The following is a 25057-nucleotide window of genomic DNA, read 5'->3' as shown; positions in this document are numbered from 1 at the left end:
TTCTCCGGTCTTCTTCAGCCTTCGAATGGAGGGCCTCATGCCTTCTTCTGACATGTCCACGTCCAATCAGGTCGCCGGTCATGGGTCTCCGACCGCCGTCTCCGCCGTGGACTTGCGGAAGTCGTACGGCGACAAGGTCGTGCTCGACGGCATCGATCTGCACATCCCGGCGGGCTCGATCTTCGCTCTGCTCGGCCCGAACGGCGCCGGCAAGACCACCGCCGTGAAGATCCTCTCCACCCTCATCTCCCCGGATCCCGCCTCCGGCGAGATCCGGGTGGGCGGTCACGACCTGGCGTCCGGTGCGCAGGCCGTACGTGCCGCGATCGGTGTCACCGGGCAGTTCTCCGCCGTCGACGGCCTGATCACCGGCGAGGAGAACATGCTCCTCATGGCCGACCTGCACCACCTCTCCAAGCAGGAGGGGCGGCGCATCACCGCCGAACTCCTCGAGCGCTTCGACCTGGTGGAGGCCTCCAAGAAGCCCGCCTCCAGCTACTCCGGCGGCATGAAGCGCCGCCTGGACATCGCCATGACCCTGGTCGGCAACCCCCGCATCATCTTCCTCGACGAACCCACCACCGGCCTGGACCCCCGCTCCCGCCACAACATGTGGGGCATCATCCGCGAACTCGTCAACGGCGGCGTCACCGTCTTCCTCACCACCCAGTACCTCGAAGAAGCCGACGAACTCGCCGACCGCATCGCCGTATTGAACGACGGCAAGATCGCCGCCGAAGGCACGGCCGATGAGCTGAAGCGCCTCATCCCCGGTGGGCATGTACGGCTGCGCTTCGCCGACCCCGCCGCGTACGAATCGGCCGCCCTCGCCCTCGGGGAAGTCACGCGCGACGACGAGTCCCTCTCGCTGCAGATCCCCAGCGACGGCACCCAGCGCGAGCTGCGCGCCATTCTCGACTGGCTGGACTCCGAGGGCATCGAGGCCGACGAGCTGACCGTGCACACCCCCGACCTCGACGACGTCTTCTTCGCCCTGACCGGCCCGGCCAACGTCCCCAACCAGTCCAACCAGTCCAACCAGGTCAACCAGTCCAAGGAGACCGTCCGATGAGCTTCCTGTCCCTCGCGGTCCGCGACTCGAACACGATGCTGCGCCGCAACCTCCTGCACGCCAGGCGCTATCCATCGCTGACGCTGAACCTGCTGCTCACGCCGATCATGCTGTTGCTGCTGTTCGTCTACATCTTCGGCGACACCATGAGCGGCGGCGCCGGACGCGACGCCTATATCGCGTACATCGTGCCCGGCCTTGTGCTGATGACCATCGGTTCCACCACCATCGGCACCGCGGTCTCGGTCTCCACCGACATGAGCGAGGGCATCATCGCCCGCTTCCGGACGATGGCCATCCACCGTGGGTCGGTGCTCATCGGGCACGTCGTGGGCAGCGTGCTGCAGTCGATCGTCAGCGTGGTTCTCGTGGGTGCGGTCGGCGTCGCGATCGGCTTCCGGTCCGTGGACGCCACGGCTCTTGAGTGGCTGGCGGCTTTCGGGCTGCTCACGGTGTTCGCCCTGGCGCTCACCTGGATCGCGGTCGGGATGGGCATGGTCAGCCCGACCGCCGAGGCGGCCAGCAACAACGCGCTGCCGCTGATCTTCCTGCCGCTGATTTCCAGCACCTTCGTCCCGGTCGACGCGATGCCGGGCTGGTTCCAGCCGATCGCCGAGTACCAGCCCTTCACGCCCGCCATCGAGACCCTGCGCGGACTCCTTCTCGGCACCGAGATCGGCAACAACGGCTGGCTGGCCCTCGCCTGGTGCCTGGCCCTGACGGTGCTCGGCTACCGCTGGTCCAAGGCGGTCTACAACCGCGACGCGAAGTAGCCACAAGGGCACGGGAGTACAAGGCCACAAGGCCGCATGACCTCACAGGGCCGACCGCCTCTCGCGGTCGGCCCCGGTGGTTTCTGCGCCCGGGGGCGTGAACGACCTTGGCGAGCCACCGTGGCGCCACAGTTGGAGCCATTAATGGCTCGCTATGGCGCCATGAGTGTGCCATGATGGCGCCACGGTCAAAACGGGTCGGTTAAAAGGGGTGGGAGCGATGGAGACAGCGCGGAGTCAACAGCAGACGGCGCCCGGCGCTTTCCTTGCCTTCGCCCGCTTCGCGCTCTGCGGCGGCGGGGTGGGGATCGCCTCCAGCTTCGCCATTACCGCCCTGGCCGCCTGGATGCCGTGGAGCCTGGCCAACGCGGCGATCACCGTGGTCTCCACGCTGCTCGCCACCGAACTGCATGCCCGCTTCACCTTTGGCGCGGGCCGGCACGCGACCCGGCGCCAGCACGCGCAGTCCGCCGGATCGGCGGCCGCCGCGTACGCCGTGACCTGCCTGGCGATGCTGCTCCTGCAGCAGCTGGTGGCCACGCCCGGCGCGGTCCTGGAACAGGTCGTCTACCTCTCCGCATCGGCACTCGCCGGAGTCGCCCGCTTCGCCGTCCTGCGCCTGGTCGTCTTCGCACGCAACCACGCACAGACGCAGAAGCCGCAACAGCCGCCCCGGCGGCACGCGGTCGCCGGGGCGGCTCAGGGAGGCTTGATCAGTCGGTCGGAGTCGGTCGAGGTCACGCTCGCTTCCTGAAGGTGCGTGCCGGGAGCCGTCCGGTCGCGGTCCGGTCGCCGGTCAGCAGTTCGTCTGCCAGCGGTTCTTCTGTCAGCGGTGCGGGTGGCCATGGTCGGTGTCGTCGTCGGGGGTCTGCCAGGTGGTGCCGTGCTGGGCCTCGCCGCTGACATGGCCGACGCCGGGGGCGGGGGTGCTGCGCTGGGTGCGGCGTGCGGCGCGGCGCCGTCCGGAGACGAACATGGCGAGCAGGCCGAGGACCACGACGACGCCGATGACGACCATGATCAGCGAGGTGCCCGTAGACGCGGCCAGGACGGTATGGCTGTGAGTGTGCATTCCGGCCGGGTACCCGATCACTGGCAGGACCTGCACGATTTGCAGAGCGAACGGAAGTTCCCTGGGTGGCGCCCCCGGCCGACAGCCCCTTAGCTGGAATCAGCGGGCCACCGTACGTGCCGCAGTCCGGCCCGGATGTGGCCGCGGGGGTTTCGTATGTCGATCACGGGTTACCGGGATGGGGCAAACCCGTACGAGACAGGAGACATAGCTGTGGCTTCCGAGGCAACCCCCCGTTACACCGTTCCCGGCATCACCGTGCAGGACGCGGGCCGCGTCATCGAAATCCTTCAGTTGCGACTGCACTCGCTCAACGATCTGCACCTCACGCTCAAGCACGTCCACTGGAATGTGGTGGGCCCGCACTTCATCGCCGTACACGAGATGCTCGACCCGCAGGTCGACCGTGTCCGCGACATGGCCGACGACGTCGCCGAGCGGCTCGCGGCCCTGGGCGGCATCGCCCACGGCACGCCGGGCGCGCTGGTCGACGAGCGCACCTGGAAGGACTACAGCGTCGGCCGTGACGACGCCATCGCCCACCTCGGCGCGCTCGACCTCGTCTACACCGGCCTGCTCCAGGACCTGCGCGCCGCGATCAAGACGGTGGGCGGCATCGACGCGGCCACCGAGGACCTGCTGATCGGCCAGCTGCGCGACCTGGAGCAGTTCCAGTGGTTCGTGCGGGCGCACCTGGAGACCGCGGGCGGCACCCTCGCCACGGCCGGCGCCTCCACCGAGACGGAAGCCGCCAAGCAGTCCAACGAAAGCTGACATCGCCGAACCGGCCGGACCTTCCCACACGCCACCCATACGAGAGAAAGGCGCAAAGCCATGTCGGACAAGCCGCTCAACGGTCACCGGGTACTCGTACTCGTCACCAACTACGGAGTCGAGCAGGACGAGTTGCTGGTGCCGGTCCGGCGGCTGCGGGAGGACGGCGCGGACGTCACCGTCGCGGCCGTCAGCTCCGACCCCGTCCAGACGCTGGTGGGCGACCGGGACCCCGGCGAGACGGTGGAGCCCACCACCACGCTCGACGCGGTGGATCCCGGCGGGCACCAGCTGCTCGTGATCCCCGGCGGCACCATCAACGCCGACAATCTCCGACTGGAGTCCAAGGCCCTCGAGACGATCAAGGCGTTCGCGGACTCGGGGCGTCCGATCGCCGCGATCTGCCACGGGCCCTGGGCCCTGGTGGAGGCCGATGTGCTGAGCGGCAAGACGCTGACCTCGTACATCTCCGTACGCACCGACGTCCGCAACGCGGGCGCCAAGAGCTGGGTGGACGAATCTGTCGTGAGCGACGACGCCAACGGCTACACCCTGGTCACGTCACGGGACCCGAAGGATCTCGACGACTTCGTCGGTGCGATCAAGAAGGCGCTTGTCGGCTCCTGAGCCCGGCGCGGGGCGGCATTAACTCTGCGGGACGTCCTTGACGAACACGAGGCCGTCGGTGTGCGCCAGGTGGGCGGGGTCGAGCGGGGCGTAGCCGAACCACGGGGATACGCGGAGCCCGGGCCGTATGTCGGCGAGGGCGGCGGCAAGGCGTGGGGCGGCGATGGCGCAGGGGTCCTGCGGGAGCTCGTACAGGAGACCTTCGAGGGTGTCCGGCGGTGGCGCGTCCACGCCTTGGTGGCGGATCGTGCCGAGGGCGGTGGCCACGAAGGCGTACTCCTCGCCGAGCCGGGCGCTGACCAGCGCACCCGCGCTCCACCATGCCACCGGGCCTTGCCACATCTGCATCGTGCTCTTCTCCCGCTGGAGGTGGGAGTTCTGGGCGTGGACGAGTGTGAGTGTCGGGCCGCGTTCGGTGAGTTGCGCGGCTTCGGCGAGGGCGAGGAGGTTGTGGGCCATCATCTGGTCCCGGACGCCGAGCAGCCTGGCCATGCGGGCGGGTGAGGTGTCGGCCATCCAGTGGTGGTAGCGCAGCAGGCCGGTCGCGGTACGGCTGTACAGGCGCGCCCGGTGCCATTCGTCCCGTGACGTCGTCGCGAGCAGGTGCGGTGTCTGTTCGTCGAGCAGTGCCGCCAGATCGTCGGCGAGCAGCCGCAGTTGTCCAGCCTCGGCCGACTGTCCCGTGGACTGGGACGGGTCCATCATCGCGGCGGGGTCGGTCCACCGTTCGTCGGCGCCGAGCAGGCGGTCGAGGGTGTCCGCGGTGCAGGGGAGCAGGTCCGCGTCCACGCGGGCCGCGAGGTAGCCGTGGAGTGCGGTGAGGGCCTGGCGGGGGCTCGCGGCGTGGGTGATTTCCAGCGGGCCGTCGAAGCCGGCGAAGCGGAGCCGGTCGGATGCGGGGCGGCCGGCGGTCTCGGCGCGGACGTTGTGGGCGCGCATCCAGCGTACGAGTTCGCGGTTGGCGGCCGAGGCGCCCCAGCCGTGGCTGATTCCCCGCTCCATGACGTCGTCGAGCGTGCCTTTGCCCTCGGTCACGTAGTCGTCGACGACCAGGCCCATCATGCAGTCGCTCTCGATCGCGATCGTCCGGCAGCCCTCCCGCTCGACCAGCTGCCGGAAGAGGTCGTTGCGCAGGTCGAGCAGAGCGTCCTCGCCGTGGGTGGGCTCGCCCAGGGCGAGCAGCCGGGGGCGGGCGGGGAGCAGCCTCATGAGGGCGGTGGCCTCGACGGGGTGGGTCATGTTCTTGATGCCTGCGGTGTCGGTAGTAGCCATGCCTTAAACGCTATCGTTGAACCTTCGGTTGAAACTTTTGCGCGATGATGGCGGCGATATGGGGGAGTGGATGGGGAGCAACCCTCAAAGCGTGGGTCGGGTCGGTCGGCTCAGGCCGGTTGATCTGGCGCGCGAGCACGGGCTGTCCACGCAGGCGATCCGGAACTACGAGGCGGACGGCATCCTCCCTGCGGCCGACCGCACAGCCCACGGCTACCGCACCTACACCGCGCTGCACGCGGGGGCACTGCGCGCGTTCCTCGCCCTGGTGCCGGGGCACGGCCATCAGACGGCGACGTCGATCATGCGGGCCGTGCACGATCGGGCCGCGGGTGCGCTCGACGAGGCGTTCCGCCTCATCGACGAGAGCCACGCCCAGCTCCTCGACGACCGGCGGACCCTCCGGGCGGTGGAGAGCGCCCTGCGGGACCTGGAGTCCTTGGGAGCGGGAGCCGAGCAAGCCGGAGGGCCCGGGCCCGGCGGCACCTTCATCGGGCCGTTGGCGGACCAGCTCGGGATCCGGCCCGCGACGCTGCGCAAGTGGGAGCACGCCGGGCTGGTGCGCCCGGGCCGCGATCGGCAGACCGGCTACCGCGTCTACGACGAAGCCGACGTACGGGATGCCCGGCTGGCCCACCAACTGCGGCGGGGCGGCTACCTCCTCGAGCAGATCGCCCCACTGATCGCCCGGGTGCGGACGGCAGGCGGTCTGGAGCCGCTGGAGGCCACGCTGTCCGACTGGCACGGCCGGCTGTCGGCTCGCGGGCGGGCCATGTTGAAGGGGGCCGCGGAACTGGAGGCGTACCTGCGTACCTCCGCGAGCGGGCTCCCGGATGACTCCGAGTGCACTGGTAGCTGCCGGTGGCTGTCGCCACGGCACCCCGTGGTAACTTCGCAACAAGTTATGAAGTAACTGGAGGGGTGCGCCGGGTGCTGCAGATCCAGATCGGGGCCGAGCGTGTCGCTGACGCGGGGGACCGGCTGGGGCGGGTCACTCTTGGATGGCGCTCCGGCATGAGTGAGGCCGAGGTCTGGGAAGTCGGGCGCGGGATCTGGAAGTTCAACGCCGACCGGGCCCTCTCCCAGGACGAGGTGCAGATCATCAATACGTCAGGAACCGTTCTCGCGGTCGCGAAGATCACCGGAATCAGCAAGCACGGCGATCGTTACGCCCTCGAAGGCGAGCTCCTGCTCGGCGATCCGCGTGTCGGCCGGCCGACGCCAAGCCCGCACCTGTCCCGTAACCCCGTCACCTACATCTGAACGGACCGCCCCGGTGAGCGACTTCGACGAGATGGCCTCCACCCGCCCCGCGCCCAGGAAACTGGCCTCCCTGGGCGAGATGGTCGGCGACGTCCTCGCGCCCGCCGCACCGCGGCACTCCTTCGGGCTCCGCGACCTGGACGCGGCCACCGGCGGCCTGCAGGCGGGCCAGTTGACCCTGGTGGCCGCGGCCCCCGGCGCGGGCGGCAGCCTCCTCGCCCTGGCCGCGGCACGTCACACGGCACTCGTCGAAGGGCGCCAGGTCCTCTACGCGGCCGCGGGGCTCACGAAGGAGATCGTCACCCGCTGGATCATCGCCGCCGAAGCCGGGGTCGACCTGCGCAAGCTGCGCTCCGGATCGCTCACCGCTCCCGAACGCGAAGCCACCGAGGCGGTGGCCGGGCGCCTCGGCCAGGCCCCGCTGTTCTTCGACGACGGCGCCGGACTGACCGCCGAGGCCATCGCCGAGACCGCGCCCTACGTCGACAGCCTGGCGCTCATCGTCGTGGACCGCCTGCATCAGGGCGCCGAGCCGCACATCCCGCTCTCCGGCGACCAGGTGCCGCCCGCCGTACGCACCCTGACGCACCTGGCCCGGCAGCTGTCGGTTCCGGTCCTTGCCGTCCTCAACACCGATGACTCCGACGCCGTGCGCGGCCTGGACGCCGACGTGAGCCTTGTCCTGGCACCCGCCGATGATTCCGGGATCGCCGATGTCAGCGTCGTGGAGCGCGACTTCGGGCGGGCCACCGTCCGGCTCCGGGCCGACCTCGACATGGCCCGGTTCGCCGACGGGCCCGCGGTGCCTGCACCGGCGCCGCCCGTCTCCGTGACTCCCGCGCCCGCAACGACGCCCGCGCCCGCCGCCGTCAGCCTCCCCGAGACCGAGCGCGAACTGGTCGACGCCGCTCTGGCCTTCACGTCCGGTGCCGTCAGGGGGCTGCCATCCGACGCCCTCCAGCTCTTGTCCGACCACCGCGACGTGGTGAACAAGGGAGCGGACGAGGAACTGCCCAACCTGCGGGCCTACACGGCCTCCCTGGCCTCCGCCGCCGGTCTCGTCCTCCCCGGCAGCCCGGAGGGACAGCGGCTGCGCGCCGCGCTGGACGCCTTCGCCGCGGCCCATCGCGCCGAGGGCCCGCAGACGGCCGCGAGCGCTCCGGAGGAGGAGCCCGACGCGGACCGTCAGCAGCCCGCGGAGGAGCGAACGCCGGGTCAGGAGCAGAACCAGGAGCAGGAGCAGGAGGGGCAGCCGGTACAGGAGCAGGAGGGGGGCCAGGAGCAGGACCTGCCGCCTCTGCGGCCCGGTGATGAGGACGACGAGCCCGAGGACGCGGTCTTCCCGGCGCTGCGGCTGCTGAAGGAGGCCGTGAACCGGTCGAAGATGCACCCGATCCCGGTGATCGGCAAGAGCGACCGCGACGCCGAGCCGTGGACGCTGTGCAACGAGATCATGGACGGTGAGCCGCGCTGGGTGCACCCCGAGGTGGAGACCGTGCGGCTGCGCGGCGGCAAGCGCCGTCAGCTGATCGTGCCCGACCAGTTCGGCCCCGGCCAGTTCTGCACGATCGACCGCAACGGCTCGTACCCCTCGGCCTGTTCCGCCGTCACCCTGGCCCCGAACAAGCTCAAGCACACCGGCCCCCTGGAGCAGCGCGCCACGGGCAAGGAGGGGCAGGCGGGCCTCTTCCAGATCGACCTGCCCGCCTGGGAGCACCTGAACATGCCCCACCCGCTGGGACGCCTCGCCGACCGCCCCGACAACGAGGGCCGCGTGTGGGTGACCACCCCCCACATGGAGATCCTGGAGAAGCTGATCCGGCAGGGGCACCTCACCGACCCCCTGCGCATCCACGACTCCTGGACGGGGCGGGCCAACAACTCGCTCCTCAAGCCCTTCTACCAGGAGGCGAAGCAGACCCGTACCGAGCTGGTCGAGGCGGGCGGGGAACCGTACATCGAGTACAAGCGGCGCCTGTCGATCGCCTTGCGTCTGCTGTGGCCCAAGGGCGAGCGCGTGAACTCCCCCTTCTGGCGCCCGGACTGGCGCCTGAGCATGGTCGCCGAGGCTTCCGTACGCCACTGGGTCGTCGCCTGGGGGGCCGTCCAGGACGGCCACTCCCTCATCGCCCTGCGGAACGTCGACGAGGCCGTGTTCTGGACCGACGGCAGCGCGCCCGCGAAGTACAAGGTCGGCACCGGATTCGGCGAAGTCAAGGTCAAGTTCGAGCAGGCTGACCCGGCAGAGGCGGACCAGGCGGAGGCTGACGGGCAGTCGCAGCAGGCCGTGCAGGGGAGTGACGCCTGATGCCCCGCGGGCAGGGAAACACGCTGGGCGCGGCCCTCAACAGCCTGCTGGCGGCCTTCGGGGTCAAGCCCAAGGGGCGCCTGGCGTCCTACCGGGCCAGGACCTGGCATGCCCGGCTCGTCCACCTCACCCAGACCCACCGCGGCTACGCGGCCCTGGAGGAGGCCGGTCTCCACGTCACGCACGCCACCCTGATGAAGTGGCTGGCCGACGACGAGTACAACGTCCGGCGCAGCTACCGCGATGTCATCGCCCGGGCCTACGAAGCCGCCGCGACCACCCCGCCCGACCCGGTCCCACAGGCCTTCAAGGACCACCAGTTCGAGATCCGCGGCGTCGTCAGGACCGGGGACGACGAACGCGATCGCGGGGCAGGCGGCAGCGCGCCCCTGCGCATCGACGGACGCAACGGCCACTGGACCTCCATCGAGGGGATGTGGCGCGAGGGAGAGCTCAGCGACGCCGCGTTCGAGGACGACTTCATCGACTTCGTCATCTGCGACGACATCGGCGAAGGCACGGACGGCTGGGACTTTCCCGGCGGCAGGTACGTCATCACCTGACAGCCCTGGACACGACAGCCCTGAGCCGACGACGCCGTTGACGGCTCAGGGCCGGCGACCGAAGCGACTCAAGCGACCCGCCTTCGGAATCGTCACGGGAGCGGCCGGAATGAACCGGTCGGCCGGGCCGCGTGCTCCACGGGCGCTCAAGGCCCGCTCGAGAGCGGCGCTTCGGGCAGCGACTGAAGCCGAGCGACCGAAGCGTCTCTCGGTCGCTGCTTCAGTCTCGGGGAAACCTGCTGGTCAGCGGGTTGCTCGGAGGCAGACAGCGACTGAAGCGACCGAAGGTCCGGGTATGTCGATACATTCGCGCGTGTGCGTGTGTGCGCGTGTGCTTCATATATAGGGGACTTGAGTCGCTTCAGTCGCTGATTCTTGTTGCGTATGGTCTCTGACCTGGGATTTTCTGTGCGGGGGCAGATAGCGACCGAAGAGTGGTCCGGTCGCTGCGGTCAGGCTTCGGTCGCTGTATGTCCGGTGATCGTCACACCCTCCCCAACCGCACGAATTTTCAGACCAGTTTCGCTAACCTGTTTTCGTCATTGAGTCGCTTCAGTCGCTGACGGGGGAAATACATGACTGCTGAGCTGCGAGTTTCACGCAGCGAACAGTCGCTCAGCGGACGGACGCCGACCAGCGGATGGTCGGCGTCCGGCAGACGGTCGAACTCCGGCCGGTCGTTGGCGACCGCCAAGTGGTGCGCGGGCCAAGGTTGGCCGGTTCATCCCCTGGCCGCCGGGCGCAAAACACCCGCGGGCAACTGCGAGGCCTGCCGGGCTCCCGGCCATACCCACGAGGGCTGTTCCTGTCTGCCGGAGGGGCGCTGGTGCCACGGCTTCCGTGCCGCCACGCTCGATCCGGTCCGTATCGAGCGCTGGTGGGGGACGGGCGAGGGCCGGTCCCCGGGAGTCGGTGTCGCCTGCGGTCCCGCGGGCCTTGTCGTCGTCGACATCGACGCGCACGCACAGCCGCTGCCCGACCGCTCGCGTCTCCTGCCGGGCATCATCATCGCCGAGGGCATCGACCTCACCGGGCTCGCCGACGGCTTCCACACCCTCGGGGTGCTCGCCGCCCTGCGCGGTGCCCGGAGCCCCGCCGAGGACACGGACACCCTGCGCGTGCGCACCCCCTCCGGCGGCCTGCACGTCTGGTACCGCGCCCACCCCGGCCACCGCTGGCAGTCCTCCACGGGCTCCGGCAGCGGCCGCGCCCTGGCCTGGCAGGTCGACATCCGGGCCCACGGCGGCTACATCGTCGCGCCCGGCACCCACACCCCCGACGGCACCTATACGCCCGTCGGCGCCGCCCGTGAGCCCGCCCTGCTGCCCGACTGGCTGGCCGCCGAGCTCGAGCGCACCGGGCACCTCGCCCCGGCCCGCGGAACGGCCCTGAGCGCCGCCGTCCCGCCGCCCAGGGCCCGCCAGGCCGTCGCCGCCGCCGGTGGCGGCCGCCAGGGTGCGTCGAAGGCCCTGGACAAGGTCCTGTCCGAGGTGGCCGCCTGCGCCGCCGTGCCGCAGGGCGCCGCGTTCTCCGAGAAGCTCAACCGCGCCGCCTACACCGCGGGCGGACTCGTCGCGGCCGGACACCTCTCGCGCGACGAGGCCGAGCGGACCCTGACCGAACTCGCCGCCGAGGTACGCCCCGGCCAGGACCGGCGCTGCGAATCCATCATCCGCAGCGGCCTGCAGGCGGGCGAACGGCGTCCCCTCGCCCTCGGGGGGCGGCGTTGAACGACACCCCCGAGGACATACCCCTCTTCAACTTCGACGCGGAGGCGGTGGCCGTGCAGATCCTCGCCGACGCCCAGTCCCCGCAGGCACCCGTACAGCCGATACAGCCCGTACAAGTGCCCCAGCAGCGCGGTGAGACGCCCGCCGACATCGCCGTGCCCCAGGGCCTGCTGCCGGACACGCTCACCGACCGCGGCAACGCCAAGCTGTTCGTGAAGCTGTACGCGGACGACTACCGGCACGTACCGGGCCTCGGCTGGTACCGCTGGGACGGCAACCGCTGGCAGATCGACGAGGACGACACCGTGCTGTGGGCCGCCGGCGACCTCGCCGAGGCCATCGCCGGCGACGATCCGCGCGGCATCCACTCCGCCTCCGCCCTGCTCCAGCACCGCCGCCGCGCCCTGTCCACCAGCGGCATGAACGCCATGCTGAGCCAGGCCAAATCGGCCCCCGGCATGGTGCTCAACGCGGCGCTCCTGGACGCCGATCCGTACACCCTGTGCACCCCGGCGGGCATCGTCGATCTGCGTACCGGCGTGCTGCGCAAGGCGCAGCCCGGCAGGGACTTCCACTCCCGCGCCACCTCGCTGCCGCCGCGGCCCACGCCCACGCCGCGCTGGATGCGGTTCCTCGCCGACACCTTCGGCGACGGGCCCGAGGGCGCCGAGATGATCGACTTCCTGCACGTGCTGCTCGGCTACTCCGTCACCGGAGACGTCGGCGGGCAGGTCATGCCGTTCCTCTTCGGCTCCGGCAAGAACGGCAAGTCGGTACTCCTCGACGTACTGATGAAGCTGCTCGGCGACTACGCCGACGCCGCGCCGCCGGGCTTCCTGATGGCCCGCCCGTACGAGGGCCACCCCACCGACCTCGCGGAACTCCACGGCCGCCGGGTCATCGTGTGCAGCGAGGTCAAGCCGGGCGACAAGTTCGACGAGGCCCGGGTGAAGCTCCTGACCGGCGGCGACCGGATCAAGGCGCGGCGGATGCGGCAGGACTTCTTCTCCTTCGAACCCACCCACAAGCTCTGGCTGCTCGGCAACCACCGGCCCGAAGTCGGCAGCGGCGGCTTCGCGTTCTGGCGGCGGATGCGGCTGATCCCCTTCGAGCGGGTCGTCTCCGACGAACGCAAGGTCGACAACCTCGCCGACATCCTGGTCACCGAGGAGGGACCCGGCATCCTCAACTGGCTGATCGACGGCGCCCGTCGCTATCTGCGCGGCGAGAAGGACCTCGCCGGACCCGAACGGGTGCGCATCGCGACGACGGCGTACGCCGAGACCGAGGATCACACCGGGCGTTTCATCGGTGAATCCTGCGCGCTCCACCCGGAATTAAGAGCGGAACAAGCGCAGCTGTACGCCGCTTACCGGGCCTGGTGCCACAATGAGGGCGCTCCCGCAGTCTCGTCCAGGGCGTTTGCCGCCCGGGTTCGCGAGGCAGTGGGACTTGAGTCGCCGAAAGAAATGATCCTTTCCAACCAGCGCAAGTACTACCCGGGCATCGGACTGCTGACCACGCTCGCCGACGAGGAGACAGCATGAGCGCCCTCATCGCAGAGGACGAGATCTCCCACGAGGCCGAACTCGTTTGGCTCGAGGACATCGACGCCCTGGATTACGTACGCCAGAGCCTCGACCGGCTGCCCACCCGGCGCGGCAGGCCCGCCTACCACCGTGACGGACGGATGGTCGGGTATGCGCTGCTCGGCCCGCAGGCCAAGTCGTCCCGGTCCTCGGGGACCTTCCGGCGCCGGGTGTTCTGGCTCCTGCCGCACGACAGGGACTCCGATCCGGGCGGTCTGTACGCGAGTTCGGCGCCGGCGGAGGCGGTTGATCCGCGGACCCTGGCGCCGAGCAGCAAGGGCTACAAGACGGAGCGCTCGGAGGGCGGGCCGCCGTCGCGCGCGATGCGGGAGATGGGGATCACGCTGCCGCTGTGACCGGGTAGGGCGGTCAGTCCTCGCGTCGCGTCACGGTTCCGCTGACCTGTGCGCCGAAGACCCGGCGGCCGTCCTGGCTGCCGGTGATCAGGACGCTCATGGAGTCGGAGTCCTGTGCGAGGAGGGGAGCGGCCTCGATCCAGCAGGGGCGGCCGAACTCGGCGTAGCTGTGGAACTCCGTGGACATGCCCGTCAGGGTCAGCGTGCGGTCGGCGGCGAGCAGCCCGCAGGTCGCCTGGCGTGCGGCCTCCAGGAGCACCATCGACGGTATGTGGTCGTCGCCGATGTCGAAGAGGACCGGGTGGTCCGGGTCCGGGTCGAGCCGCCAGCGGCCGGGGTGGTCGCTCGCCGCGAGGACCACGTCCCGCGGCAGGCCGCGGCCGAAGGCGGAGGGGGTCACCTCCGAGGGGCGCCGGGCGGGCAGGGGCTGCGGGGTCGCGCCGCGCAGCCGGTGATAGGCGCCGGGGGAGAGGCAGACGAAGCGCACGGTGCCGGTGGCAAGGACTCGGCCGCTGCGCCGGATGGTGAGGTCGAGGCCGAACTCCACCAGGCGGCTGCCCTTGCGCATGAGGTCGGCGCCGTCCGCCTCGATGGTGAGGTCGCTGGGCACCGCGCCGATGGCGAGCTCGTCCGGGGCGATGGTGAACGACAGGTCGCACGGCATGAAGTGATGGCCCAGCGGCACGCCCAGCTCGGCGTGCGCGAGATACAGGGCGACCTGCTTCATCGTCTCCGCGGTGAGGAGCGGGTCGTGCCGCCCGTCGGGGCCGTTGAAGAAGGCGTGCGCCCGCGGCCACTGGCCGGTGAGCGTGAAGCGGGTCTCGCTCGTCCTGCGAGAACTGGTCAGAAAGACTTCGGCCATCGACGAGCGGTGCACGTACTCGCTCGGCACCGTCGTGGTCCGGGGCGGTGCGCCGGGGCCCGAGGCAGTGTGTCCTTCCTCGACCGGGCCGGCCGCATCCTGCGCCGCATCACCTGAAGTCATCACATTCATGCAGACTTCTCCCCCCGAAGAACGCCCATGCGATCGAGCACGTGTACGTAAGATACGGACCCACCGGTTTCGTTTTCAACCCCGAAGTCACTGCCAATGGGGCTGGTTTACGCATTGGCCGAAAGAGATCTGCGGCAGAACCGGGAAAACAACCATCCACCCGGTATATTTTCGCTCCGGTTCGAGGATATCCATGTTTTCCGGCCAGGGGGAGCGACCGCGATGGCGTATGTCCGCACAGATGTGGTGATCGTCGGCGGGGGCCCCGTCGGGCTGCTGCTCGCCGCCGAACTCGCCGGCTACGGCGTACGGACGGTGGTCCTCGAAGAACAGGCCGAGGTGGCCGAGCGCCCCAGGGCCACCACCCTGCACGCCCGCACCGCACAGGTTCTCGCACGCAGGGGCCATCTGCCCGCTCCCGCACTGCCGTTGAGCGAAGGGACCAGCAGCACTCCCTTCCACTTCGCGGGAGTGTGGGGCCTGGAGCTCACCGCGCCCGCGGCCGAGCCGGACCCGCTGTTCAAGCGGCCGCAGGCCGCACTCGAGCGGCTCTTCGAAGAGCGGGCGCTGGCCGCGGGCGCGCAGGTGCTGCGCCGCCACCGCGTGACCGGACTCGACCGGCGCGACGACGGCCTGACGGTGAGCGCCGAACACCCCGGCGGACAGACCGAGTTCGAGGCCGCCTACGTCGTCGGGGCCGACGGGGCCCGCAGCACGGTGCGCACACTTGGCCGAATACCGTCGGACACGACCCCGCCGACGGTGGCGGCCATGGTCGGAGTCGTCCGCTGCGACGGCCCCGAGGCGCCCGAGCCCGGGTGGCACCGGACGCCGCTGGGCTGGGTCGTGGCCAAGCGGACCGCCGAGGGGCGGCTGCACCTGCGGGTGGCCGACTGCCTCAACGCGCCCGCCGACCACCGACTCCCGCTCGGACTCGACGAGTTCCGCCGCGAGACGTCACGGATCATGGGCCGCGACATCGACATGGACGAACCGCACTGGCTGAGCCGCTTCAGCGACTTCTCGCGCCTCGCGCGCACCTACCGGTCGGGGCGCGTCCTCCTGGTGGGAGACGCCGCCCACCTGCACTTCCCTGTCGGCGCCCAGGGACTGAGCACGGGACTGCTCGACGCGCTCAACCTGGGCTGGAAGCTCGCCTTCACCGTGCGGGGCGCTGCCGCGCCGGGACTGCTCGACTCCTACGACGCCGAACGCAGACCGGCCGCCGAGCGGCTCCTGGACCAGGTCCGTACGCAGGTGGAGCTGATGCGGCCGGGCAGGACGCCCGGATCGCTCGACGAGCTGGCGGCGGGCGCGGCGGACGCCGGTGCGGAACTGGCGCGGCTCGGACTGATGGTCAGCGGGCAGGACACCGTGCTGCCGACGCGGACCGGACGGCCCTCGGCGTGGGAGGGGCGGTTCCTCGGCAACCGCGAACTGACCACGGACGACGGACCGGTCGACGTCATCCGGCTGCTGCGGGACGGGCGCATGCTCCTGGTGCGGTTCGCGTCCGAGGGGGCCGGGCCCGTCTCCGGCGTGCCGCACGACCTGCTCCACGACCTGCGGCACGTCCTGCGCGTCGTACGGGCGGAGCCGGTGGCAGGGCTGCCCGGGGCCGCCCTGCTCCTGCGCCCCGACGGCTATGTCGCCTGGGCCTCGGACACCGCCGGTGACATCGAGGCGCCGCTCCTTGACTGGCTGGCGCCCGCGAGGACCGCTCAGGCGCGGGAGTCCGCCAGTTCGGCCTCGTCCTCCAGGGCCTGGACCTCGGCGTAGATCACCGCGCCGCGCTCGGGCGTCATGTCGATCGTGGTGAGCACGGAGGACAGCACCACGTTCGGCATGATGTGGCGAAGGAGCACCGAGGTCCGGTGGTTCAGGTCCGCGTAGCTGCTGACGGCCTGTGACATCGACTGGACGCCGGCGTAGGCGCCCACCAGGAGTTCGGCGGTGTCCGACGGCACGATGTGGGGCAGCAGCTCGCCCTGCTCCTTGGCCTGCTCGAGGAGGGCGGCCATGCCCTTGCCCCAGTCCTGGAAGGACGTGCCGCGGTCGAGCTCCGTCGCGTGCTGGTCCATGGCCAGGCGGACGCCGGCCCGGACCATCGGGTCCTCCTGGAGGCGGTAGGTCTGCAGGAGGACCGTGTCGACGACCTCCTGCGTCTTGCAGGAGCGGGACGGGACGGTGCCCATGTGGCGCCCCTGGGCCTCCATCACGCCGTACGCCAGGTCCTCTTTGGACTGGAAGTGGAAGTACAGCGCGCCCTTGGTGACGCCTGCGGCGCTGAGGATGTCCGTGATGGTGGCCGCCTGGAATCCGCGTTCCTCGAAAACCGAGGCTGCAGCGACCAGGATCGTCCGTTGTGTGCGAATCGCGCGGTCTTGCTTTGCCATGTAATCCACCGCCTCCGAGAGATCATGGAACCGTGGGAGGCACCATAGAAAAAAACCGTCAGGTTCGTATCTTAGCGTCTTCGGGGGAGCGACGGCAGAGACGGGGGCGTGATCGAGCCCGTGCCGACGCGTACTCCGGGCGTATGCCGGGGTCAACGGGCCGTGCGGGGCGCTGAGTTGACGGCGCTCTACAGCGTGGCGGGGACGGCGGTGATGGTCGTGCGGAACATCTCCTGGCCGTCCTGCTCGCCGATGACCTGGACTCTTTCGCCGCGCGAGTCCGCCGGCAGCCGTACGGCCTCGATGAAGCACGGCGCGTCCAGCTCGACGTAGCGGAAGTGCTCGGAGTCGACCCCGACGGGAATGACGTCCGAGGAGTGGCCGAGGACCGCCGTCGTCGCCTGCCGCGCGGCCTCGATCAGGAGCATCCCCGGCACGTGGTCGACCGGGTGGTCGAAGAGCACGGGGTGGCGGGTGTCGACGCGCAGCTGCCACCGGTTGTCGGCGCCGATGGGGGAGAGCACCACATCGGTCGGCGACATGCGGCCCACGCTCTGCGGCGGTACCGGCGCGGTCAGCGGAATCTGCAGGTGGCCCTGGTTGCCGCGCAGCCTGCGGTAGGCCGGGGGCGTGATGCACGTATAGGTGAAGCAGCCGGTGGCGACGGTCTCGCCGTCCCGGCGGATCACCGCGTCGTAGCGGGCTCCGGAGTGTGCCTCACGGCGCATGCGCACGTCGCTGAACGTCACCTCGATGTCGAGGTCCGCGGGTGCGTGGCCGACGTGCAGGTGCTCGGGCTCCACCGACATCGCGAAGGTGCGCATGAGGAACTGGTGGCCGATCGGGACGCCGAACTGGGTGTGCGGGAGAAGGAATCCGACCTGCCTGATCGTTTCTGCAGCCAGGAGGGGGTCGTGGTTTCCCGCCACCGGCGCGTAGAAGCTGTGGCAGCGGGGCCACTGCGCCGTGACGCCGAACCGGGCGTCGTCGTAGCGCTCCTGGCCGGTGAGCAGCACCTCGGCGAGGGCGGCACGGTGCACGAGCTCCTTCGGAACCGTGGTGGTGAGCTGGGCCTGCGGCCGGACCGCGGGCTGCCATCCTTTCGGTGTCCGGACGGCAGGCATCCGGTGCAGGGTGTCTTCTGCGGGGCGGAACGTGTTCGTGGACATGTTGATCCCCCGGATTCGCGTCTGGAGAGTGCGCCGGATGGGGCGCCTCGCGGGTCTCAACATACAGACCACCCGGTTTTATTTCTACAGTCATCGGGGGAATGCTCGGTGGCGAGAAATGGAGGCTTCCGTTCCGACCTCTCGGGCAGAACGGGCGATAACTCCGGGCTCAATCTACTGCGGGCTGACTTGAACGTGACCCCCAAGTCCGATTTCTGCCCGAACTCCCTGCTGCGGGCCATGATCACGCCCGTTCGGGCGGCCGGCGCGTCCGGCCGGGCACTGTTTGGGTCCATGCGCCCGCGCGGCGGTCAACTGCCGTCCATCGCGCGGCCGATGACCGGGATTCGTGCGGTGGTGCTGTAGGCGCTCACTGGGGTGCCTTGAGCGGTGCTCAAGCCGGGAGCCGGATGATCTCGGGGCCTGCGTGCGTACGAGCGCGGCGGCAGCCAGCAGCCCTGCGCATCAACGGAGCCCTGATGACCAAACAGGAACGCGCGGTCCGGACCCGGGCCGCGCTCATCGAGGCGGCCGCCGAGCTCTTCCACCGGGACGGCTTCGAGGCGACCTCGCTCGCGACGGTCACCGCCAAGGCCAAGGTGAGCAACGGCGCCCTGTACTTCCACTTCGCCACCAAGGCGGACCTCGCGGACGCGGTCGCTGCGTCCGCCGCGGAGCGGCTCGCCCGGATCGTCGGCGGCGGCGTCGGTGTCGGTGTCGGTGATGACGCGGGGACGGACGGCGGGAGCGGTACGCGGGCGGACGAGCCCTCGCAGGGGCGTGAGCTGCAACGACTGATCGACGTCACGCATGCCTTCGTACGGGCTCTGGGCAGCGACGTGGTGCTGCGGGCGGGGTTCGACCTGTGCGGGGTGCGGGAGCGCGCGGTGGTGGGCGAAGACCTGCGGGACACCTGGCGCGAGTGGGTGCAGGAAGCGCTGGCCGCGGCCGAGGCGCGGGGCGCCCTCGCGCCGGGTGTCTCGGCGCGGAGCGCGGCTGTCGCCGTGGTCGCGGGCACGGTCGGTATCGAGGTCCTCGGGGCGTACGACGAGCAGTGGCTCTCGCCCGATCCCCTCACCTGGTTCTGGCTCCTGTTGCTGCCCGGCCTCGCGGCTGATCCGGGCCGCGGGGAGCTGGCCGCCGCCGGCTCGGGGGCGGGTCGCTGACGGCTCGGGGGCGGGTCGCTGGCGGCTGCTGTTCGTACGCCCATACGTCCCCTGCGCGTCCGCCTGTAGGTCCGCCTGTACGTCTCTGTGCCCCGCGTCTGTCCGCCTGTCGGTCCGTTCGTTCGTCGGGGCCGCGGCTGTGCTTATGTCCGTGTCTGTGTCCGAGGAGGGCGAGGGAGGCGCGGGTGAGTGCGGTGCGTTGCATGCTTCATGCAAGGAAAGCAACGGAGAGGCTCAGTTCACCGTACTGATAACAAACCAGCGTGGCGGTTTATTTGCTGGGCGTGAAGGTGGCGATCGGCTCGTGCCGGGTGCTGTGGCGAGGGTGGTCGCGCGATGCATTTTGCGCCAGTCATGATCCCCGGCACTCGAAGGAGGGGTGTTGGCCGCTCGATCCTGGGCGTAACCTCAGGTCCCGGGGGCGTCGTTGGCTTCGGCCGACGCCCCGGCGGACCCGGTGCGGGCAGGCTGCGATACCTTGCCGACTGGACCCCGCACAGCTACTGCCGTTAAGGACTCGACAAAACCAACCCACCGGTTTGTTTTCTCGATTACGGCGAAAGTGCGGCATGTTCTTTGCAGTGCACGGCCTCGGTCGCGCGTCGCAGGGGGCCTGGCGACGTCATGAGTCCGTGAATGTCGGCCTGGCCGCGTCGGAGGCAGGTCGTGTTGGAGAGGTGAGCGATGGCCAAGCAGGAGCGGGCGGTCCGGACCCGTCAATCTCTGATCCAGTCCGCCGCGGAGGTGTTCGCGCGCGAGGGGTACGCGGCCGCCTCGCTCGCCCACATCAGCCGGCGGACGGGGGTCAGCAACGGGGCGCTGCACTTCCACTTTGAGACAAAGCGGGAGCTGGCCCGGGCGGTGGAGGAAGAGGCGGCGCGCAGACTGCGGACGATCACCGAGGACGTGCCGGCCGATGGTGAGCGGGGCGGCGCGCTCCGGGGTCTTGTCGACGCGACGCACGGTCTGATGAACCGCCTCGCGGAGGACGTCGTGGTGCGGGCGGGCTTCGAGCTGGGGGGTGAGCCCGCGCTCGGGGCGACGGCCGATGTGCGGCGCTACTGGCAGGAGTGGGTCGAGGACATGCTCGAGCGCGCCGAGCGCGAGGGCACGCTCGCGGCCGGTGTGACTCCGGAGCGGGTCGCCCCGGCCATCGTCGCGGCCACCGTGGGCTTCGAGGTGCTCGGCGGCAGGGACCGCGGGTGGCTTTCGGGGCAGCGGATCGATGCGTTCTGGGAGCTCGTACTGCCGCAGTTGACGGGCGAAGCGGTCTGAAACCCCACGAGTAAACCGACTTTGGCGGCTGTTTTTTCACGTCTTCCGGAGCTGCTTCGGAGCTACTGAGCCCCTTGAGGGCCGTCGGACTGCGGCCGTCGGCTCGCTACACACACCCTCTCGTACCCCTGTGACGAGGGGGTTTTCGTGATCCACGGCGAATCCCTCACGGCTTTAGGCGCGCTCGAGGATCGGGTGGGAGGTTGTGGAAACAGCATGAGCGGTCTGGTATTGACAAACCGGACTGCTGGTTTTTTACTAAGTGAGCACGGGATCAGCACGGGATGCAGGCCACTCACGAACAGGGGATTTAGCGTGATGGATATTGATGTTCTGGGTCCGTTGGGTGTGCGGGTGGGTGGGGTTGCTGTGATGCCTACGGCGCCGAAGCCTCGGAAGGTGCTGGCGTTGCTGGCTCTGCATGTGGATCGTGTGGTGCCGGTGGGGTTGTTGGTGGAGGAGTTGTGGGGGGAGCGTCCGCCGCGGTCGGCGCGGACGACGTTGCAGACCTACATCCTGCAGTTGCGTGAGTTGATCGGTGCGGCGCTGGAGCAGGGTGCGCAGGGCGCGGGGGATGCGTCGGGTGCTGAGGCTGGTGTGTCGGCGAAGGATGTGCTGGTGACGGCGCCGGGCGGTTATGTGCTGCGCGGTGGTGGCGGGTCCAGTGATGTGGTGGAGTTCGAGCGCCTGGCGGGGATGGGTTATCGGGCGATGGACGGCGAGGACTTCGCGGGGGCGGCCCGGCTGCTGCGGGAGGCGCTTGCGCTGTGGAGCGGGTCGGCGCTGGCGGATGTGCGGGCGGGTGTGCAGTTGGAGATGGAGGTGCGCCGGTTGGAGGAGACGCGGCTGTGTGCGCTGTACCAGCGCATCGAGGCCGACCTGCGGCTGGGGCGGCACCGCGAACTGCTGGGTGAGTTGACGGTGTTGGTGAGCCGGTATCGCACGCATGAGAATCTGCACGGCCAGTTCATGCTGGCCCTTTATCGTTCGGGGCGGCGGGGTGAGGCGCTGAGCGTCTATCAGCGCCTGCGCCAGGCCCTGGTACGCGACCTGGGTCTTGAGCCCTCGCCCGAACTGCGCCGCCTGCAGCAGGCCATCCTCAAGACCTCCGAGCCCACTCCCCACGGCGCACGGTCCGAGGCCGTGAACGCCGGTGCACGGGATCGACTCGCCCGCGTCGGCTGATGCCCGCGACCGGCGTCCCCGGCACACCGACAGTCATCGCCCCGCCCAACCCCGAGAGGCCTTCGGCCACTTCGGGTAGGGCGGGGCGTTTTGCCGTGCGTCTCCACATCCTGTCGGCCATGCGTCTCCACATGCGTCCCCGCATCCCTGTTCGCCTGCCGTGTTTGACGTCTTGGTGATCGGTGAGGCTCGGCCCCGGCACTCGGACGCACGCCCGGGCGCCGGGAACCAGCGGATACCGAAAGGACGCGAAATGCGCAGCAAGTGGATGCGGCGAGCAGCAGTGGCGGCAAGCGGTGTGGTCATGGCCGGTGCGCTGCCCCTTGTGGTCGCGAGTCCGGCCCAGGCATGGTCGTGGGACTGCCAGCAGTATCTGCGGGCCAAGGGATACAGCGTGCCGGTCGGCGGCAAGGCCGCGGACGCGTGCTCGATCGCGGAGGACGGTGAGGGTTCGGCGTACTCCCTCGACATCTGCCGCACGCGGCTTGAGAGCCTCGGTGTCCCCTTCAAGCACGCGAAGCCCGCGTGCCTGAAGGGCGCTCCCAACTCGAGCGTCCGCGACCAGACCGTCCGCGACTAGACCGTCCGCGACTCCGCCGCTGCGTTCGCCCGCCGCAGTAAGTCCTCCTGGTCCCTCACCAGTTGCTCGACGCGGGAGCGCAGTTGCGCGAGCTCCGATGCCAGGTCCAGGTTGTGCGGGCCTGGCGGCGTCAGGGCGGGGGACTGGTTGAGGACCGCCTCCATGCGGGCGCGCAGTGCCGGGCCCGGTTCCACGCCGAGGACCGTGATCAGGTTGCGGCGCGCGCGTTCGTAGACCCCCAGGGCCTCCGCCTGGCGGCCGCCCCGGTACAGGGCGACCATCAGCAGGTCGTAGAAGCGCTCGCGCAGTGGATGGTCGGCGGTGAGACGCTCAAGGCCGGAGACCACCTCGGCGTATCTGCCGCAGCTCAGGCTCGCCTCGTACAGCGACTCCAGGGTGATCAGGCGCTGCTCCTCCAGGCGGTCCGCCTCGGCCGTGCAGATGGGGCCGCGACGGCTGTCCTGCAAGGCCGGTCCCTGCCACAACGAAAGGGCGTGGCCCAGGAGTTCGGCCGCGTACTGCGGGTCGTCCGGCACCGCGGCCCTGCCCTGCCCGGACAGCCGCGTGAAGCGCGCCACGTCGGTGGATGCCTGGCCCAGGGTCAGCAGATACCCGGAGGGCAGGGTGCTGATCCACTCGTGGCCCGGCGCGGGCAGCAGCCGGCGCAGGCGGGCGACGTGGGCCTGCAGCGCGTTGGGAGCGTTGGCCGGGGGCTGATCGCCCCACAGCTCCTCCACCAGGCGGTCCACGGAGAGGAGTTCGCCCGCGTGGATGACCAGAGTGGCGAGCAGCGCCCGCTGCTTGGGGCCCGGCGGCACGATGCCCGCCCCGGTCTCCCCGTCGTGCACGACCACCGGGCCGAGCAGCCGGAACTCGGTCACCTCGCCGCGCACCGGAGCGGGCGCGGCGAGGTCGAGGACGGTCATGGCGTGACCGCGGACGGCGCCCGGGCCAGGAGCAGGGCTTTTCGTACGTCGTCCTGGATCCGCTCGGCGACCGCCGGAAGCCGGTCCTGGAAGTAGAAGTGGCCGCCCTCGAACAGGTGCCGGCCCAGGAAGTGGTCCGAAACGGCCGACCAGCCCTCCATGCGGTGCGGGGGCGCCACCTGGTCCCGCGTGCCGCCGAACGTCGAGAGGGGCACCGGCAGCGGCTGGGTGAGGGGCGCCGTGCGCCAGGTCTCGCTGATGCGCAGGTCCGCGCGGACCGTCGGCGCGATCAGGTCCCACAGCTCCGGGTGGGCCAGGACCGAGGACGGCGTTCCGCCCATCGCCGAGAGCTCCGCGCGCAGCTCCGCGTCGGACAGCAGATGCCGGCGCATGCCGTTCCCCTCGGGGCGCAGCGTGCCGTGCGCGGACACACCGAGCCAGACCGGCGGCGTGCGGTCCATGTCCACGAGCCGACGGGTGAGTTCGTACGCAATGAGCCCGCCCATGCTGTGCCCGAAGAACGCGAAGTCGCCGGTGAGTCCGTCGTCCAGCTCGTCGAGGTAGTGGTCGAGCAGGGCGCCCGCGTCCGACAGTGCCGGGCGTCTGTCGCGTGGTCCGCGGCCTGGCGCGTCGGGTATCCGTACGTCCCAGCCGGCCGGGAAACAGGCCGGCCAGTCGCGGTACGACAGTTGTGAACCACCGGAGTGGTGGAACACGAACAGACGCAGCTCCAGCTCTTCCGCCTTCAGCTCTTCCGCCTTCAGCATGGCGACTCCATCGACGAGACACTCCGCCGTCCGGCCCGATGACCAGCGGTCCCGGATCGGGGGCAGGGAATTCGCACGGTAGCCGCGGCCCGGCCCGTACGGGCGCTCGCACGAGCGGGCTTTGAACCGCTCTGCACGCATTCTCAAGTCTTGTCGTCTACGCCCGGACTACCGCCCATTGAGACCTGCTTGAGAGCGGGTCCAGGTATGGGGGAGCCGCGGGGGCAACGGCCGAAAGCAGGTCTAACGTGCCAAGGACCAAGGCCGCCAATCGATGGGTCAACGGCACGGCCACCACTCGATGGGTACGGGGAGGAAACCGTGGAGATTCAGGTCCTGGGACCACTGAACGCGGCCGTCAACGGTGTCTCGATAGTGCCCACGGCGAGCAAGCCGCGTCAGCTCCTCGCCTTGTTCGCGTTCTATCCGGGCCGGATCGTGCCGGTGGCCACGCTCATGGAGGAGCTGTGGGGCACCGAGATGCCGCAGAGCGCCATGACGACGCTGCAGACGTACGTGCTCCAGCTCCGGCGCAGACTCGGCACCGCGATGGGGCCCGACGCGCCCGGCAACGCCAAGGAGATCCTTGCCACCCGGCACGGCGGCTATGTGCTCCAGATGTCGGCCGACTCGGTCGACCTGCACCGCTACGAGCAGCTCGTCGCGGACGGCCGGCGCGCCTTCGAGGAGGGTGAGGACGGTCAGGCGTCCACGCTCCTGCGCAATGCCCTCGACATGTGGAACGGGCCCGCCCTCGTCGACGTACGAGCGGGCTCCATCCTCTCCATCGAGATCATGCGGCTCAACGAGTCCCGTCTGGTCGCCGTGGAGCGGCGCATCGACGCCGATCTGCGGCTCGGCCGGCACGGCGAACTCATCGCGGAGCTCACCGATCTGATTGCCCGTCACCCGCAGCACGAGGGGCTGCACTCGCAGGCGATGGTCGCGCTGTACCGCTCCGGACGCCAGGCGACGGCGCTCGACGTGTACCGCCGCCTGCGCGCGCGGCTCATCGACGAGCTCGGCGTGGAGCCCTCGCCGCAACTCCAGCGCGTGCACCAGATGATGCTCACCGTCGACCCCGCGCTCGACGTGGTGGCGGGCGAGCGCCGCACCTCGACCTTCGACCTCTACGCCGCCTGACATCCGCGTATGCCGCCGGGTAGGGTCACCGCGGCGGCGTGGCCGTCGCGTGTCACA

General features: G+C 70.2%; 25 protein-coding genes. 18 read left to right on the top strand and 7 right to left on the bottom strand.

Going from position 1 to position 25057, the window contains the following annotated elements; all coding sequences use genetic code 11:
• Positions 1 to 37: 37 nt before the first annotated feature.
• From ABZ906_RS37310 to ABZ906_RS37300, 3 genes are all read left to right on the top strand, one after another.
• Positions 38 to 1072, top strand: a complete 1035-nt coding sequence (locus ABZ906_RS37310) for an ATP-binding cassette domain-containing protein (RefSeq protein WP_361390343.1) — start codon at positions 38 to 40, stop codon at positions 1070 to 1072.
• The gene (locus ABZ906_RS37305) at positions 1069 to 1845 is read left to right on the top strand and encodes an ABC transporter permease (protein WP_361390341.1); all 777 of its coding nucleotides are present in this window, start codon (positions 1069 to 1071) and stop codon (positions 1843 to 1845) included. The genes ABZ906_RS37310 and ABZ906_RS37305 overlap by 4 nt, the downstream gene beginning before the upstream one ends.
• A 220-nt stretch (positions 1846 to 2065) precedes the next feature.
• Positions 2066 to 2599, top strand: a complete 534-nt coding sequence (locus ABZ906_RS37300) for a hypothetical protein (protein ID WP_361390339.1) — start codon at positions 2066 to 2068, stop codon at positions 2597 to 2599.
• A 72-nt stretch (positions 2600 to 2671) separates the two neighbouring features.
• Here ABZ906_RS37300 and ABZ906_RS37295 read toward each other — a convergent pair whose 3' ends face one another.
• Positions 2672 to 2917, bottom strand: a complete 246-nt coding sequence (locus tag ABZ906_RS37295; RefSeq protein WP_361390337.1) for a DUF6479 family protein — start codon at positions 2915 to 2917, stop codon at positions 2672 to 2674.
• A gap of 213 nt (positions 2918 to 3130) precedes the next feature.
• Here ABZ906_RS37295 and ABZ906_RS37290 point away from each other — a divergent pair, with 213 nt between their 5' ends.
• Positions 3131 to 3691, top strand: a complete 561-nt coding sequence (locus ABZ906_RS37290) for a DNA starvation/stationary phase protection protein (protein ID WP_361197548.1) — start codon at positions 3131 to 3133, stop codon at positions 3689 to 3691.
• Positions 3692 to 3751: 60 nt separating this feature from the next.
• Complete coding sequence (locus ABZ906_RS37285) at positions 3752 to 4318, top strand: type 1 glutamine amidotransferase domain-containing protein (RefSeq protein ID WP_361390335.1); 567 nt, start codon at positions 3752 to 3754, stop codon at positions 4316 to 4318.
• 18 nt (positions 4319 to 4336) lie between these two features.
• Here the strand turns inward: ABZ906_RS37285 and ABZ906_RS37280 are convergent, their stop codons facing one another.
• Positions 4337 to 5590 (bottom strand): erythromycin esterase family protein, encoded by a 1254-nt coding sequence (locus tag ABZ906_RS37280; protein ID WP_361390333.1) that lies wholly within the window; start codon positions 5588 to 5590, stop codon positions 4337 to 4339.
• Positions 5591 to 5660: 70 nt separating this feature from the next.
• On the opposite strand from ABZ906_RS37280, the gene ABZ906_RS37275 reads away from it, so the two are divergent.
• The 7 genes from ABZ906_RS37275 (at position 5661) to ABZ906_RS37245 (ending at position 13399) form a co-directional block, all read left to right on the top strand.
• Entirely contained in the window at positions 5661 to 6503 is an 843-nt protein-coding gene (locus tag ABZ906_RS37275; RefSeq protein ID WP_361390331.1) for a TioE family transcriptional regulator, read from the top strand.
• A gap of 101 nt (positions 6504 to 6604) precedes the next feature.
• Positions 6605 to 6853 (top strand): hypothetical protein, encoded by a 249-nt coding sequence (locus ABZ906_RS37270; RefSeq protein WP_361197537.1) that lies wholly within the window; start codon positions 6605 to 6607, stop codon positions 6851 to 6853.
• 13 nt (positions 6854 to 6866) lie between these two features.
• Positions 6867 to 9161 (top strand): DnaB-like helicase C-terminal domain-containing protein, encoded by a 2295-nt coding sequence (locus ABZ906_RS37265; protein ID WP_361390329.1) that lies wholly within the window; start codon positions 6867 to 6869, stop codon positions 9159 to 9161.
• A complete protein-coding gene (locus ABZ906_RS37260) occupies positions 9161 to 9724 on the top strand; it encodes a hypothetical protein (protein ID WP_361390327.1) in 564 nt (187 codons plus the stop codon). The genes ABZ906_RS37265 and ABZ906_RS37260 overlap by 1 nt, the downstream gene beginning before the upstream one ends.
• Positions 9725 to 10299: 575 nt before the next feature.
• Positions 10300 to 11454, top strand: a complete 1155-nt coding sequence (locus ABZ906_RS37255; RefSeq protein WP_361390325.1) for a bifunctional DNA primase/polymerase — start codon at positions 10300 to 10302, stop codon at positions 11452 to 11454.
• Positions 11451 to 13001, top strand: coding sequence for a phage/plasmid primase, P4 family (locus ABZ906_RS37250; RefSeq protein WP_361197525.1), 1551 nt, complete (start codon positions 11451 to 11453; stop codon positions 12999 to 13001). Before ABZ906_RS37255 ends, ABZ906_RS37250 begins: the two co-directional genes overlap by 4 nt.
• Positions 12998 to 13399 (top strand): DUF6009 family protein, encoded by a 402-nt coding sequence (locus ABZ906_RS37245; protein WP_361197522.1) that lies wholly within the window; start codon positions 12998 to 13000, stop codon positions 13397 to 13399. Before ABZ906_RS37250 ends, ABZ906_RS37245 begins: the two co-directional genes overlap by 4 nt.
• A 13-nt stretch (positions 13400 to 13412) precedes the next feature.
• Here ABZ906_RS37245 and ABZ906_RS37240 read toward each other — a convergent pair whose 3' ends face one another.
• Positions 13413 to 14384 (bottom strand): ScbA/BarX family gamma-butyrolactone biosynthesis protein, encoded by a 972-nt coding sequence (locus ABZ906_RS37240; protein WP_361390323.1) that lies wholly within the window; start codon positions 14382 to 14384, stop codon positions 13413 to 13415.
• 231 nt (positions 14385 to 14615) lie between these two features.
• Between ABZ906_RS37240 and ABZ906_RS37235 the strand changes: the two genes are divergently transcribed.
• Positions 14616 to 16172 carry an FAD-dependent monooxygenase gene (locus ABZ906_RS37235; RefSeq protein ID WP_361390321.1) on the top strand — a complete coding sequence of 519 codons (1557 nt, stop codon included), beginning with the start codon at positions 14616 to 14618 and terminating at the stop codon, positions 16170 to 16172.
• On the opposite strand, the gene ABZ906_RS37230 is transcribed toward ABZ906_RS37235, so the two are convergent.
• The gene (locus tag ABZ906_RS37230; protein WP_361197514.1) at positions 16115 to 16789 is read right to left on the bottom strand and encodes a ScbR family autoregulator-binding transcription factor; all 675 of its coding nucleotides are present in this window, start codon (positions 16787 to 16789) and stop codon (positions 16115 to 16117) included. The genes ABZ906_RS37235 and ABZ906_RS37230 overlap by 58 nt on opposite strands.
• Positions 16790 to 16977: 188 nt before the next feature.
• Complete coding sequence (locus ABZ906_RS37225; RefSeq protein WP_361197511.1) at positions 16978 to 17958, bottom strand: ScbA/BarX family gamma-butyrolactone biosynthesis protein; 981 nt, start codon at positions 17956 to 17958, stop codon at positions 16978 to 16980.
• Positions 17959 to 18437: 479 nt separating this feature from the next.
• Here ABZ906_RS37225 and ABZ906_RS37220 point away from each other — a divergent pair, with 479 nt between their 5' ends.
• The 4 genes from ABZ906_RS37220 (at position 18438) to ABZ906_RS37205 (ending at position 22164) form a co-directional block, all read left to right on the top strand.
• On the top strand, positions 18438 to 19124 hold the full coding sequence (locus tag ABZ906_RS37220; RefSeq protein WP_361390319.1) for a helix-turn-helix domain-containing protein: 687 nt from the start codon (positions 18438 to 18440) through the stop codon (positions 19122 to 19124).
• A gap of 684 nt (positions 19125 to 19808) precedes the next feature.
• The gene (locus ABZ906_RS37215) at positions 19809 to 20399 is read left to right on the top strand and encodes a ScbR family autoregulator-binding transcription factor (RefSeq protein WP_361197506.1); all 591 of its coding nucleotides are present in this window, start codon (positions 19809 to 19811) and stop codon (positions 20397 to 20399) included.
• A 318-nt stretch (positions 20400 to 20717) separates the two neighbouring features.
• Complete coding sequence (locus ABZ906_RS37210; protein WP_361390317.1) at positions 20718 to 21584, top strand: AfsR/SARP family transcriptional regulator; 867 nt, start codon at positions 20718 to 20720, stop codon at positions 21582 to 21584.
• 253 nt (positions 21585 to 21837) lie between these two features.
• Positions 21838 to 22164 (top strand): hypothetical protein, encoded by a 327-nt coding sequence (locus tag ABZ906_RS37205; RefSeq protein ID WP_361390315.1) that lies wholly within the window; start codon positions 21838 to 21840, stop codon positions 22162 to 22164.
• On the opposite strand, the gene ABZ906_RS37200 is transcribed toward ABZ906_RS37205, so the two are convergent.
• Positions 22161 to 23090: an AfsR/SARP family transcriptional regulator gene (locus ABZ906_RS37200; protein ID WP_361390313.1), complete on the bottom strand. Its 930-nt coding sequence runs from the start codon at positions 23088 to 23090 to the stop codon at positions 22161 to 22163. The two genes, ABZ906_RS37205 and ABZ906_RS37200, sit on opposite strands and share 4 nt — an antisense overlap.
• Entirely contained in the window at positions 23087 to 23857 is a 771-nt protein-coding gene (locus ABZ906_RS37195; protein ID WP_361390311.1) for an alpha/beta fold hydrolase, read from the bottom strand. The genes ABZ906_RS37200 and ABZ906_RS37195 overlap by 4 nt, the downstream gene beginning before the upstream one ends.
• Before the next feature lie 321 nt (positions 23858 to 24178).
• Here ABZ906_RS37195 and ABZ906_RS37190 point away from each other — a divergent pair, with 321 nt between their 5' ends.
• Positions 24179 to 25000, top strand: coding sequence for an AfsR/SARP family transcriptional regulator (locus tag ABZ906_RS37190; RefSeq protein ID WP_361197494.1), 822 nt, complete (start codon positions 24179 to 24181; stop codon positions 24998 to 25000).
• Positions 25001 to 25057 lie beyond the last annotated feature (57 nt).

Source organism: Streptomyces sp. NPDC046925, from assembly GCF_040644915.1.
In the GTDB taxonomy this organism is placed as follows: domain Bacteria; phylum Actinomycetota; class Actinomycetes; order Streptomycetales; family Streptomycetaceae; genus Streptomyces.
This window is presented reverse-complemented; position numbering and strand designations above follow the sequence as displayed.